Genomic DNA, 13760 nt, shown 5'->3' on the forward strand with positions numbered 1-13760 from the left:
ACTCTACTTCCATTTGTCATACCGAACCTTTAGGTGAAGTATCTAAAACTTTAGAATCCAAACAAGATTTAAATAAAGATTTTTCGCCTTTTTCAAAGGCTCAAAATGACAAGAATCTAAACTCACTTCTTACTAAAGATTCCCTACTTTTCCAACCCATAGACACACTCACACAAGAACTCTTTAATACAAATGAATGTCAATACTTACCAAAACTCTATGGAATCTATAAAAGTGTAGATGAGATTGATTTCTCTAAACTTCCACAAAGCTTTGTGTTAAAGACAAATCACGATTGTGGTGGTGTAGTCTTAGTGAAAGACAAAGAATCTTTTCTAAAAGATTCTAAAACTTTTAATGAAGCTATGACTAAACTCACGCAACATTTAAACACAAACTTTTACACACTTTATAGAGAATGGCATTACAAAGATATAGAGCCTAGAATCTTTGTGGAGGAGATGTTGCTTGAGACTAACGCAAATGGGGAAGCTAAAGTGCCAAGTGATTATAAAATCCACTGCTTTGGTAAAACACAATACATACAAGTGGATACCGATAGATTTGTGGAGCATACAAGAAGTGTTTTTGATGAGAATTGGAATGTTATGCCTTTCTCTCTTTGCTATCCACAATCAACAATGCCACCTAGTAAGCCACTCAATTTGATGACAATGCTTATGATAGCTACAAGACTTTCTATGCCATTTGCGATGCTAAGAGTTGATTTGTATAATATTCAAGGCAAAATCATAGTTGGGGAGCTTACCTTTACACACGGCGGGGGAACAGAGAGATTCACCCCGAACGAATGGGATAGAAAACTCGGGGATTTGTGGAAACTTTCATAAAATAGTTTTCTTAATGATGGGAGTTTTGTTTAGGTTAGATTTGGATTATTACGATAAGTTTAAGTTTTCTTTTAAAATGTAAAAGAGAATATAAAGGTAAGTTTAGAAAATTTGAAAGCAACCCGTTCATGCCATGCAAACAAAAACATATTACAAGCAAACTTGTGTTATAATTTTTTGTATATGGTTCTTAAGTTTTTATGTTTATTGTTTCAAATTTATTTTAAATTGTTTGAGAATTTCTATACCATAGAAATCATAAATGGAATTTTTATAATCTGAAAAGACTTAAGGGGATATTCCTTGATAAGTATGCAGAGATTCTAAAAACAAATTAAAGCCTAAAAAATCATTTAATATCAAATATATTACAAAGAACACCAATGAAACACAAAAATACACACACACTTACAATTTCGCCGCATATATATGCCATTTTAAGTAAAAATAAAAACTTACTTGCTTTTTCTGGTGGAGTAGATTCCACTGCACTTTTTTTTGTGTTAATGGAGTATAAAATAGAGTTTGATATCGCAATCATTGATTATGGCAAAAGATCTCAAAGTAAAGATGAAGTGCTATATGCTAAAAGCCTTGCAAAGCAGTATAAAAAGCAATGCTACACACTCATTTCAGAATCTATTACAAAAGATTTTGAACATAATGCAAGAAACATTCGCTATGACTTTTTTCATAAGCTTATAATCACACATAATTATCACAATCTCATTACAGCACACCATTTTGATGATAGACTTGAGTGGTTTTTCATGCAGCTTTCATGTGGTGCTGGGCTAAATACCTTGCTAGGTTTCAATGATATAACAGAACGCATGATAAAAAACAAGACATATTATCTTGTGCGACCATTTATCACTTACACAAAGCAAGAGATTCTAAACTACAATCACACAAATAATATCAAATACTTCATCGATACAAGTAATAGTGATACAAGCTATAAACGCAATCTGTTTAGACAGCAGCTTTCTGGGCTAATGAATAGGGATTTTGTAAATGGTATCAAAAAAAGCTTTGTGTATTTAGAGAAAGAGAGGGCTAGGCTTTATCCGCATGTGATGGTATGTGTAGATTATAATCTTTTTATATGTAAAAGTCATATACACGAGATTCACACGATAGATATGCTTACAAAGCGACTTGGCTACATTATGAGTAGCAAACAAAAAGATGAATTGCAACACACACTTTTAAAAAATGGGGCGTGTGTCATGGGTGGCAAAATTGTAATCGCAAAGAATGAATCTTTTATATTTGTAGGCATTGAGATGAGATGGCTTATAAAGGCATTTTTAGAGAAAAGAAGAGAAAAATATATACAACTACCTTGCGATATAAAGCATTTATATAATTTAATACAAAAAGATTCTATAAAGATTCCAAAAGAAGTGAGAGAGAAATATAGAATCCAAAATATCCCTCCTAAAATACGCCCATTGCTTTATATAAACAGCCTTGATATTTGGGAGTAATTTATGGGCTATTATTTAAACCTTATTGTTACTTGGCTACAATACGCTTTCATTATTTTATGTAAGGAAAAGCAATGACACAAAAATACGCACTTTTGAGTGTGAGTGATAAGACTGATATTATCTCTTTTGCTAAGGGGCTAGTAGAGCTAGATTATAAGATTCTAAGCACAGGTGGGACTCTAAAAGTCTTACAAGAAAATAGTATTGAATCTATCGAGGTGAGTAGCTATACACAGAGTGAGGAAATGTTTGATGGCAGAGTAAAGACACTGCACCCAAAGATTCATGGCGGAATACTGCATAGACGAGATAATAAAGAAGACAAACTAACCGCAGAAAAACATGGAATCTTTAATATATCCCTTGTATGTGTGAATCTCTATCCATTTAAGGCGACGATAGAAAAGACAGATTGCTTTGATACAATCATTGAGAATATAGACATTGGCGGTCCTAGCATGATACGCGCAGCAGCTAAGAACTTTCAGCATGTAGTAGTCGTTGTAGATTCTAAAGATTATAGCTATATTTTAGAGAATCTAAAGGATAATAATACGCTAGAGTTTCGCAGAAATTTAATGATGAAAGCCTTTAGCCATACCGCCGAGTATGACTGCATGATAGCAAACTATATGTCTAGTCGCTTTCGTGATGGCTTTGGAGATTCTGTATTTATCACTGGTAAAAAAGTCATGGATACAAACTACGGGGAGAATCCGCATCAAAAAGGCAGTCTCTATGAATACAACGAGTTTTACTCAAAGCATTTTAAAAGCTTAAAAGGTATAGCAAGTTTTAATAATCTCACCGATATGAATGCGGCTATAAAAATCGCTAGTGCGTTTGGAGATAAAGATTGTGTGTGTGTTGTAAAACATGGGAATCCTTGTGGTTTTAGTCTCAAAGAAAATCTTATAGAATCTTATCGCTATGCCCTGCAGTGTGATAGTGTGAGTGCGTATGGTGGTGTTGTAGCGATTAATGGTGTGCTAGATGTAGATCTTTCTAAAGAGATTCTAAAAAGCTATATTGAAGTTGTTGTAGCAAGTCATGTAACCCCTGAAGCCTTAGAATCTTTTAGTCATAAAAAGCGGATTAAAATCTTTACTTGTAGTAGTGAAGGGAGTAATCGCCTTTATTTTCCGCGAGATACATGGGATTTTAAACATATTGAGGGTGGTTTTGTGTATCAAAATAGCGATTTTATCACAGCAAATGAAGTGAGAGATTCTAAATGCGTGAGTAAAACTAAGGCTACACAAGCCCAAATGCTTGATTTAGAAATCGCCTATAAAATCGCAAGTCTTACAAAGTCAAACTGCGTAACTTATGTAAAAGATGGCAGCCTTGTCGCCATTGGCATGGGTATGACAAGCCGAGTTGATGCAAGTCATGCAGCTATCAAAAAAGCAGGGGAAATGGGGCTAGATTTAAAGGGCTGTGTGCTTGCAAGCGAAGCATTTTTCCCTTTTAAAGATAGCATAGAACTCGCCGCAAGTGTGGGCGTAAGTGCAGTTATTGAGCCGGGTGGAAGCATAAGAGATGATGAGGTGATACAAGAAGCAGATAAACATAATATCGCATTATACTTTTCTGGCAAAAGACATTTTTTGCATTAGAAATAGTAATTGTAGAGATGTATTGCTTATGGCAATTTTGTATCATTTTTGTGTGTCATGCAAGTAGTAAGATTTGCAGTATTGAGAAAACCTTGTATTGTAAATTTTCTTAACGCACTACCAGAACGCCCTGTTTAAACTTTATTTCAAGTAAATGCATGTTTTGTAATGCAATATTTGTAGATTTATAAATCATCTACAACTTCCATATTTCCCACATTACAAGCATGTTTTCAAATATCTGTTGGGAATCTTAATGCATAAAATACACCGCCGTATTAATTTTAAAATTACCGCAACATTACATTGGGATTAACATTATTTTCTGCTACACACCATAATTCCAATACAATAGAATATATTGTTTGATAGCTACTTGGTTGCTTTTTATTGATTTAAGCCGACATTTATATTTAATTTTATATTGCTTTGTTTTTGATTTTTTATTACAATGCTTGATATTTGCAAATGAAAAGGATTATATATGAAGTTAAGCGTTACACAAAAATTGCAATTATCAACAATAGCTATGCTTATTGCTATACTTGGTATATTTGGGGTGTATAAATGGCTTGATTCAAAAGCGAATTTTATGAAAGCCTCCAATACGCAAAAAGAAATTCTATTAAAAGTAGTTTTACTCTACATAGATGACTATATACAAGAAAAAAGCGATAAATTAGCGAGTGTTGCCACAACGCTAGAGCAGAATCCAAAGTTTTTAAATCGCGATGAAATCTATGATTTTTTAAATAAAACCACGAGAATGTCTGGCTTTGATGCATTTTATATCGCTTATGTGAGTGATGGTGAAGCGATTATGAGTAGAAAAGATGAGCAATATAGCTTTCCTAAGATTCTCATGGGGAGTGATGGTGGCAAATATGATGCAAATACTAGAGATTGGTTTAAAAATGCGCTATCTCTAGGAAAAGCTGGAGTTTCTACGCCGTATGTGGATTTTGTAACAGGGGAATTGGCTATTACATTTTTTGCACCTATACGAGTAAATGGTAAGATTGTAGCAGAGATTGTAGGGGATTTATATCTGTCCCAATTTTCTAAAGATGTGCAGTCTCTTAAGACATCGCCGACAGGACGCACATTGATATTTGAAGATCTATTTTACGTTACACCCGGAAAATATATTATGGATGATTCTGGGAAACCTTTTGTTGCGACATTGAAAGAAGGGATTGCAAAGCATGGGATAAGCCCATTTCGCTACATCTCTCTTTTAGACAATGAAGAAAGATTAGCAGCATGTGGTAAAACTCAAATAGGCTGGAATACTTGTATCACCAACTCGACAAAAGACTATGATGAAGCACTGAAAAACATAGCTATTGATACATTATTGTGGTCGCTAGGCTTTATCATAATCGCATTAGCTATTATGACTTTTATTATCCGTTATAGATTAAGTCCTTTGGATATTATAAGGAAGAATTTAAGGCAGTTTTTTGAGTATTTGCAATATAAGATTCCAACTTATACGCCAACATATATAAAAAATAATGATGAGTTTGGTCAAATGTCAAGCGAAATAAATGAAAATGTGGAATTTATCACAAAACTACATAAGCAAGAAAAATTATTGCAAGATGGTTTTCATGAAGTAATACAGGAGGTTAAAGAGGGTAAGTTTGGCAAACAACTTATAATAGATTCTAAAAATCCTAATATGATTTCCTTGCGTAATTCTATAAATGAAATGAGTGCGGCGTTATGCGAGACGATCACTATGGATTTATCACGCATTCTCGGTGTATTTAAGGAAGCAAATGAGGGTAATTTCAAAAATCAAATCATAGATCCTATCGGCATGGAAGTTAGTGTCAATATGCTTATTCTAAATATCTCAAAAATGTTGCAAACTTCTCAAAAATTAGCAAATACGCTAAATACGCAAAGCGATTTATTGAATACTTCAGTGATACGATTGCAGGAAAGCACACAGAATCAAGCAAGTGCATTGCATCAAATTGCAAGTGCTATTGAAGAGATTACAAGCTCTATGGCAAGTGTCAGTGCGCGTAGTGATGAAGTGATAAGTCAAAGTGAAGATATTAAAAATATCGTTGTTGTGATTAAAGAAATTGCTGAGCAAACAAACTTACTTGCATTAAATGCAGCGATTGAAGCAGCAAGGGCTGGAGAGCATGGCAGAGGCTTTGCAGTCGTAGCCGATGAGGTGAGAAAGCTAGCGGAAAGAACGCAAAAATCACTCAGTGAGATAGAATCTAATGCCAATGTTCTCACACAATCAATACATGAGATGACAAACTCTATTGAAGAGCAATCTTGCGGTATGAATCAAATTAACGAACAAGTTTCACAACTTGAGATTCTCACAAAAGATAATCTTCAAGTCAGCAATGAAGCACAAGAGATTAGCCACAATGTCGCAAATCTTGCAACAGAGATTCTAGAAGATGTGAATAAAAAGAGTTTTTAAAATGTTTTGTTGTGTGTAGTTTTTGCAAGAAAACTATATTAAAGATTTAGTATCATTAAGCAATGGTATTATTGCAATATGTTTGTGATTCTTTCGTTTTCACTTAAAAAATGATATAGGTTAATGGTCTATAGATGCTATTTTATCATCATATCTTGGAAGAGACTAAAATCCATATGAGATCAGATTTTTACAACTTCAACATGAGAATCCTAGAATATCTATGTGTTTAAATGGGATTGAAAGATTTATAGTTATTCTTTATAATTCTTGCTAGCATAAATCTTTAATTAGCCTAGCTTTTAATATACTTATAAGATTTACTATAATTTATCCCTATAAAGACATATTTGGAGTAAGTTTATGGAGTTTTCTACGCTTTTATATTTTGCAAATCTTGGGATATTTTGCGGTTGTATCACTATGGGTATTTCATACATTCTCGCACAAACCATGAATGTTATGCAAGATAAACCTGATATAAAAAGCTTTAAACTTCACACAAAAACTACGCCGCTTTGTGGTGGCATTAGCATTTTTATTGCTTATGTAGTTGTAGTTTTGGGTGGGATTGAAATACCTTTTAATTCTCATGGCAATCATATATCAAGCACAAATGTTGGCGATTTTTACGAATATGCTGGACTTCATTTTTATATTGCATGCTCTATTGTGCTTTGCAGTGGCATTATAAAGGACATTTATGGCAAAATGATTCTATGGCTCATGTTTTGCATACAAATATGTGGATTCTGTGTGCTTCATTTACTTTTTTATTCACTAGATATGAATCGCGATTATAGTTTAATTTTTCTATTGCTGCCATGTTATATAGCACTTTTTTTGACTACAAATGGCATGAATACAATAGATGGCATACATGGCAATGCGGCATTATATAGTATGATCGTATTGTGTGCTTTATGTTATATTGCGTATCAAACACAGAGTAATTTTATTGGTTTTGCTGCGAGCGTATTGCTTGGAATCTTATTTGTTTTTTTGCTTTTTAACTATCCGTTTGGCAAGATGTTTTTAGGTGATAGTGGAGCATTTTTGCTTGGATTTTGCATTGGGGCGTTACTACTTTTATGTGTGCTATATTATGGAATCAATATGTGGTATTGCATGGCTTTAATGCTTTATCCTATATGCTCTATACTATCAAGTGTATTTGCAAGTCTCATTATGCAGTTGTGTTCTACTAGAAAACAAAATATAGCTATATTGGTTGATATCGTGTGGCAACGACATGATTTGCATTTACACCATATATTACAAAGATATGTTGGAAATGCAGCGGCACTTATCATTAACACTTTTTTTGCATGTTTTGTTATTGTTGTAACATATTATTATATGGATACTCCTATGATTTTACTTGCTAGTGCTTGTTTTTGCCTATTTTATGTGCTTTGCTTTGCTATTTTATGGAGAAAAAGGGCTAATTTATACAATAAAGCTTAATAATATTTAGTCTAATACACTAAATATTATTTAATATATCACTATAAAATCTTGACTTATTAACCAAAAAATGAGTATGATTCTATCACTTAAAATTTTTAAGTGCTAATTATGAACTTTTTGTATAAGGAGAATGACAATGGCTTTTAAACCACTAGGAAAAAGAGTATTGGTTGAAAGAATTGAAGAGGAAAAAAAGACAGCTTCTGGACTTATAATTCCTGATAATGCGACTGAAAAACCAAGTATTGGTGTTATCAAAGAAGTAAGCAAAGAAGTTGAGAAAGATGGTGAAGTCAAAAAGGGTGACAAAGTCCTATTTGGTAAGTATAAGGGCAATGAGGTTAAAATCGATAATAAAGATTTTATCGTATTAGAATCTGAAGACATTCTTGGCGTTTTAAAATAATAGAAATAAGGAGCAACTATGGCAAAAGATATTAAATTTAGCGATGAAGCAAGAAATAAAATCTATGAAGGTGTAAGTGCGTTAAGCAACGCGGTAAAAGTTACGATGGGTCCAAAAGGGCGTAATGTTTTGATTCAAAAAAGCTATGGTGCGCCTACAATTACAAAAGATGGTGTAAGTGTGGCAAAAGAAATTGAGCTTAAAGACACACTTGCAAATATGGGAGCACAGCTTGTAAAAGAAGTGGCAAGTAAAACTGCTGATGCAGCAGGTGATGGCACTACAACAGCGACTGTTTTAGCACATAGCATTTTTAAAGAAGGTTTAAGAAATATTACAGCTGGGGCTAATCCTATCGAAGTAAAAAGAGGTATGGATAAAGCGAGTGCTTTAATCATTGAAGAGCTTAAAAAAGGAAGTAAAAAAGTCGGTGGAAAAGCAGAGATTACGCAAGTAGCAACAATCTCTGCAAACTCTGATGAAAACATAGGTAAGCTTATCGCTGATGCTATGGAGAAAGTCGGCAAAGATGGTGTTATAACCGTTGAAGAGGCAAAAGGTATCAATGATGAATTAAGCGTAGTTGAAGGTATGCAGTTTGATAGAGGATATCTAAGTCCTTATTTTGTTACAAATGCGGATAAAATGAGTGCAGAACTTGAGAATCCATATATCCTAATCACTGATAAAAAAATCACTTCAATGAAAGACATTCTGCCTATCTTAGAAGCTACAATGAAAAGTGGTCGCCCTTTACTCATCATCGCAGAAGATTTAGAGGGTGAAGCCCTAACGACGCTTGTAGTCAATAAACTTCGCGGTGTATTAAATGTGGCTGCTGTAAAAGCTCCGGGCTTTGGTGATAGAAGAAAGGAAATGCTAAGAGATATTGCTATCCTTACAGGTGGCGATGTGATTAGCGAGGAAGTAGGACTTATGCTTGAAAGCATTGATATGAGTCATTTAGGACAAGCAGCAAGAATCGTGCTTGACAAAGACAATACAACAATCGTTGATGGCAAAGGCAAGAAAAAAGCAGTAGAAGAAAGAGTAGCACAAATCCGCACTCAAATAGAATCTACAACAAGCGATTATGACAAAGAGAAATTGCAAGAAAGACTTGCAAAACTCTCTGGCGGTGTAGCAGTTATCAAAGTTGGTGCGCCAAGCGAAGTAGAGATGAAAGAGAAAAAAGACAGAGTAGATGATGCACTATCTGCGACAAAAGCTGCGGTTGAAGAAGGCATTGTTATCGGTGGTGGTGCAGCCCTTATTCATGCAGCAAGTAAGATAAATGCGAAAAATGCTTCACTAAAAGGTGATGAAAATATAGGATTTGACATTATCCATAGAGCAGTAAAAGCACCTTTAGCACAAATCGCTACAAATGCGGGTTATGATTCTGGTGTTGTTATCAATGAAGTAAGCAAAGCAAAAGATGGCAAAACAGGCTTTAATGCAAGTAATGGCGAATATGTAGATATGTTTAAAGAAGGTATTATTGATCCATTGAAAGTTACTCGTGTGGCACTTCAAAATGCGGTTTCTATCTCTAGCCTACTTTTAACAACAGAAGCAGCTATCACTGATATTAAAGAAGACAAACCAGCCCCAGCTATGCCTGATATGGGCGGAATGGGTGGTATGGGCGGCATGATGTAATAAAGCCCTATTTACTCAAATACTCTTTATTTAAAGGCTATATAGAACAAACTATATAGCTTGAATAAGAATTTTGCTACAAGCTAAAACTCTAACCAATACTCAAATACAATCACCACCAAAAAGACTTATTAAAGTGTATTCGCCTTTGTTGGTAGGATACTTCTAAAAGATAGCTGTCAATAAAATCTAAAAGTTCTTTGGCTTTATTTTCTTTTTTTCTTGCATATATTGCAAGGTTTGGAGTAAAAATCCACCACTTCCGCAACTTGGGTCTAGCACTAAATCATCTTGCGTAATGTCAAAGCACTCAACCATAAAACGCACAATATTAAGTGGTGTAAAATACTGCCCAGCTGTGCCTTTAAAAAAAATCTGCAAAAAACTTTTGAAATACCTTTCCTTTAATATCCAAGTCTGTTTCACTTAGGCTAATGCTCTCGAGATTCTTTACTAAAAATTTAATCTCATCTGCATCTAAAATCAGAGCATTATCAAAAACATTGCTATCTTTTTCCTTGTATTTTTGATATAGCCCTTTAATACGCTTTTCTAGGGCAAATTTATCTTCATCGCGATTTTTTTGAAATTCGTAATGTTTAAGTTTATAATCTGCGTCGTATTCGGCGATTTTTTCGTCCATTATCTTTGTAAAGATGATTTTGCTAAATTCGCTAAAAGCTTCGGCTGGATTTCTTTTGCCACCATTCCAAAGATAATTATGGATTTTTTGCAAAAGGGCTTTAGCTCATCGGTTGTTATTTTTGAAATGTTGTTATTCTTAGAATCTCGCAAGTATTTCCATAAGGGTGCATTACCACCATAGGACGGAATATCATCAATTAAATCGTTACCATTCTCTTTAATGTAGAGCGTGATTTTTTCTCTGCCATTAGTTACTTGCGCGTAATCTACTCCCAAAAAATTTGCATAGCTTAAAACCTGCTCTTTTGCCTCTCGCAAATCTTTTTGACTTGACTTTTTAAGTTCTATGGCAATGAAGGCTTTTTGATGTTTGGCATTCTTATAAACAACAATATCCGCTCTTGTGTTACTTTTATTGCTACCTCGTGTAACACGCACTTCTATGACAATGTGAGAGAGTGGAACTCTTTTTCAATAATAAGCCTTGCAAATACTTCTGCGCACACTTTTTCCTCTGGATTTGTGTAGTTTTGCTTACTTGGATTCTTAGTGTGATAGATGATACTATCCCTTTCAAAACTAAGATAGCCTTGCTTTAGTGCTTTTTCAATGATGTCGCTATGCAATGTTTTCACCTCGCTTTATTGTATTTTAACTTCTAATCTTTGTATTGTTTATCAAAATTTATTTTCTTTCCATATTTTTTCGACAGGGTAATTTTAGCGTATTTTTAAAATCGTCAAATTCATAAGTTTGTGGAAAATCTACCATTAAGGTATGGCTGACAACGAGATTGTTGTGTAAAAAAATACATTGTATTTGTTGCCCTTATGCTATTGTATTATTTTTTGGAGTTATATTTTGTGTTGTGCTTTTACACTCTTTCGTAGGGGATAATCCTATACTCCATACTATTTTCTTCTAAAAATTTTTTCACGCCATAATCTAGGTTTTCACAGCTTGTTACAAATACGCGGCTAACATTCTTTTTTGCAAAAATCTTTTGATTCTGCTCCAAATATGCAGTGCAATCCCCTAAAAAGATTCTTAAATGCTCCTGTTTTACCTGTGTGTTTTCCCAATTTTTACATTGAATCAAAATCGCTTCCCTGCCTTTATATGCTATTAGATCAATTCCCTGATCTCTCCGCCCTTCTTTGATTCCCTTAAAATACACCTTATAGCCTTGCTGTTGGTAGAATCTGCCAATCTGTCGTTCATAATCATCGCCTTTTTGTTTATTTATAGCAGCATAATCTACAACATAACTTCTAGATTTTGCAAGCTTTTTTCGCTTTGGTTTATATAGTAACAAAAAAGCAATACTAACAACAAAAATGATAAATAAAAATTCCATTGTTTATCCTTGTTTACTGAATTTTTCACACATCAAGTCTAAAACACTCTTGTAAAAAGATCTCTAAATTTCTCATATATGTGCCTATTTCTTTTTTCAATATCAGTCTTAGCCCAATCTTTTTGCTCATTTTGTGCTAGGAGCTGTGCTTCTTTGAAGTGAGAGTTTTTGTAGCTCTCTTTTTTGCGGTGGAAATAACCATTTCCTGCTTCTATATTGACTTTCTTTTCTAGCAACATTTTATTGCCAATATGTTCTAAAAATTCTTGTGCATCCTTTTTGTCCCAGCCGTTATAGTTAGCTTCCAGCCATTTTCTAGGCAAAATATGCTCAATCTCTGCACTCATTAGCGTGTAGTTTTTGCCATTTAGATTCCATTCTAGCTCTTGTTTGGAATCTAGCATAAGTGCGTAGAGAGCTAAGATGTAGCGTATATGTCTAGGTAAAGCCTTTTTGGAAAAATGGATAAAACTCTCCAAACTTGGCATAACTAAATTGGGAATATTTGTAGATGTTTCAAAAATCTTTTGTATATTGTTATTGTGGATATGGATATTTGCCTTCATAAAGCCCCAAAGCAAGCCTGAAGCTCCACCTTTACCATACAATAATCCAATCGCACAATACGCTGCAACCTGTGGCAAGATAATGTCTAGCACTTCTTGTAATGCTTCTTTGTTTTGATGGTGTTTATAAAAGCACACGCTTACAACCATTTGCCACAATTTATTTTGATATATGCCTAAAAGTGCAAAATATTTTTTAGAATCTTGGCTTAAATATTCATAAGGGTTACACCAAAAATCACCTAATTTTTGGATAAAAATAAAAGTAGATTCCTTGCTCAACATATCATCATTTGCCGCGTAATTGACATCACGACCTTTTGTGTTTTTCTTATGCTTTTGTGTCCAAAAATCTAGCGTGCTTGGTATCGCGGTATCTACATCATTATATTCCGCACGGATAATATGCTCATACTGCGTGAAAAGAAAGCTAATATCCTCCTTTTTTAGATGGGAAGAGCTTTGTATCTTGCTCTCTAGTTCTTTCCACTCTCTAGCAAAAATCTTTTTCTCTTCTTCATTCTTTTTCTCAAAAATAAGACCCTTAAAAATATCCGCAGGGCTTAAAGTTACACCGCGATTATTGAGTGTATTGAAAATGCGCAAGGCTTTATCTCTGTTATCACATTCAATGGGTAAAAGCACGCAAGAGCGTAAAAGGCATAAGCAAAAATCAAACCACTCTACAGGCTTTTCTCTTGCTAATTCGTCAATTTTTCCTTGAAAAAACAAAAAGTTTTTCTCATATAAAGAAAGCTTTATGTTGCTCTTAATATCTAAAGTATCTTTAAAAAGATTTTCTAAAGATTGGTTATCAAAATCTGTTGCCACCTCACTTTTTAAATGCACTTTATCAAAATCAATCTGTCCTGTAAGTGCATTGCTATCCCATAAGCACGCCGCTAAATCACTTTTAAGCTTATCTATACCATTTTGCCCCCTTGCTTTCTCATACAATGCGCGGATTAAGAGATTGAGCGTTGTGGTTCTTTGCTGTCCATCGATGATGTTTTGTCTATAATTTTCCTTATATACCACTACACAACCTAAGAAATACTCCTCGTCCTCTTTTTTATTTTCAAAAAAGTTACATACATCTTCCCAAAGCTGCAAACATTCATCTTCACTCCAGACATAATTTCTTTGATACATTGGAATCAAAAATTTATTTTTTGAAAGATAATCAAATATTGTTTTGCGCTCTGCTCTCATTTCTGCCATTTCCACTCC

General features: G+C 34.1%; 13 protein-coding genes. 7 read left to right on the forward strand and 6 right to left on the reverse strand.

Features of this window, described 5'->3' with window-relative positions; all coding sequences use genetic code 11:
* The 7 genes from T368_RS0111680 to groL all read left to right on the forward strand — a co-directional run.
* On the forward strand, nucleotides 1–851 hold an 851-nt coding region (locus T368_RS0111680), incomplete at its 5' end, for an ATP-grasp fold amidoligase family protein (RefSeq protein WP_282705559.1).
* A 383-nt stretch (nucleotides 852–1234) separates the two neighbouring features.
* Nucleotides 1235–2344, forward strand: a complete 1110-nt coding sequence (gene tilS, locus T368_RS0111685; protein ID WP_004086667.1) for a tRNA lysidine(34) synthetase TilS — start codon at nucleotides 1235–1237, stop codon at nucleotides 2342–2344.
* A 74-nt stretch (nucleotides 2345–2418) separates the two neighbouring features.
* A complete protein-coding gene (purH, locus tag T368_RS0111690) occupies nucleotides 2419–3966 on the forward strand; it encodes a bifunctional phosphoribosylaminoimidazolecarboxamide formyltransferase/IMP cyclohydrolase (protein ID WP_004086669.1) in 1548 nt (515 codons plus the stop codon).
* Between the two features lie 484 nt (nucleotides 3967–4450).
* Complete coding sequence (locus T368_RS0111695) at nucleotides 4451–6424, forward strand: methyl-accepting chemotaxis protein (protein WP_004086671.1); 1974 nt, start codon at nucleotides 4451–4453, stop codon at nucleotides 6422–6424.
* 363 nt (nucleotides 6425–6787) lie between these two features.
* Nucleotides 6788–7891 (forward strand): MraY family glycosyltransferase, encoded by a 1104-nt coding sequence (locus tag T368_RS0111700; protein ID WP_004086673.1) that lies wholly within the window; start codon nucleotides 6788–6790, stop codon nucleotides 7889–7891.
* A 139-nt stretch (nucleotides 7892–8030) separates the two neighbouring features.
* On the forward strand, nucleotides 8031–8300 hold the full coding sequence (gene groES, locus T368_RS0111705) for a co-chaperone GroES (RefSeq protein WP_004086675.1): 270 nt from the start codon (nucleotides 8031–8033) through the stop codon (nucleotides 8298–8300).
* A gap of 18 nt (nucleotides 8301–8318) precedes the next feature.
* A complete protein-coding gene (groL, locus tag T368_RS0111710) occupies nucleotides 8319–9962 on the forward strand; it encodes a chaperonin GroEL (RefSeq protein WP_004086677.1) in 1644 nt (547 codons plus the stop codon).
* Nucleotides 9963–10151: 189 nt separating this feature from the next.
* On the opposite strand, the gene T368_RS16965 is transcribed toward groL, so the two are convergent.
* The 6 genes from T368_RS16965 to T368_RS0111740 all read right to left on the reverse strand — a co-directional run bounded on the left by T368_RS16965 (nucleotide 10152) and on the right by T368_RS0111740 (nucleotide 13751).
* Nucleotides 10152–10343, reverse strand: a complete 192-nt coding sequence (locus tag T368_RS16965) for an N-6 DNA methylase (protein ID WP_027338520.1) — start codon at nucleotides 10341–10343, stop codon at nucleotides 10152–10154.
* Nucleotides 10327–10605, reverse strand: a complete 279-nt coding sequence (locus tag T368_RS16970; RefSeq protein ID WP_004086682.1) for a hypothetical protein — start codon at nucleotides 10603–10605, stop codon at nucleotides 10327–10329. The genes T368_RS16965 and T368_RS16970 overlap by 17 nt, the downstream gene beginning before the upstream one ends.
* Entirely contained in the window at nucleotides 10605–11045 is a 441-nt protein-coding gene (locus tag T368_RS16975; protein ID WP_004086684.1) for a type I restriction enzyme HsdR N-terminal domain-containing protein, read from the reverse strand. The genes T368_RS16970 and T368_RS16975 overlap by 1 nt, the downstream gene beginning before the upstream one ends.
* 2 nt (nucleotides 11046–11047) lie before the next feature.
* Entirely contained in the window at nucleotides 11048–11242 is a 195-nt protein-coding gene (locus T368_RS16980; RefSeq protein ID WP_230455628.1) for a hypothetical protein, read from the reverse strand.
* Nucleotides 11243–11481: 239 nt separating this feature from the next.
* Nucleotides 11482–11964, reverse strand: coding sequence for a restriction endonuclease (locus tag T368_RS0111735; protein ID WP_004086688.1), 483 nt, complete (start codon nucleotides 11962–11964; stop codon nucleotides 11482–11484).
* Nucleotides 11965–12002: 38 nt separating this feature from the next.
* On the reverse strand, nucleotides 12003–13751 hold the full coding sequence (locus T368_RS0111740; protein ID WP_004086691.1) for a DUF262 domain-containing protein: 1749 nt from the start codon (nucleotides 13749–13751) through the stop codon (nucleotides 12003–12005).
* Between the last annotated feature and the right edge of the window lie 9 nt (nucleotides 13752–13760).

The organism is Helicobacter bilis ATCC 51630, from assembly GCF_000686565.1.
Taxonomy (GTDB): domain Bacteria; phylum Campylobacterota; class Campylobacteria; order Campylobacterales; family Helicobacteraceae; genus Helicobacter_A; species Helicobacter_A bilis.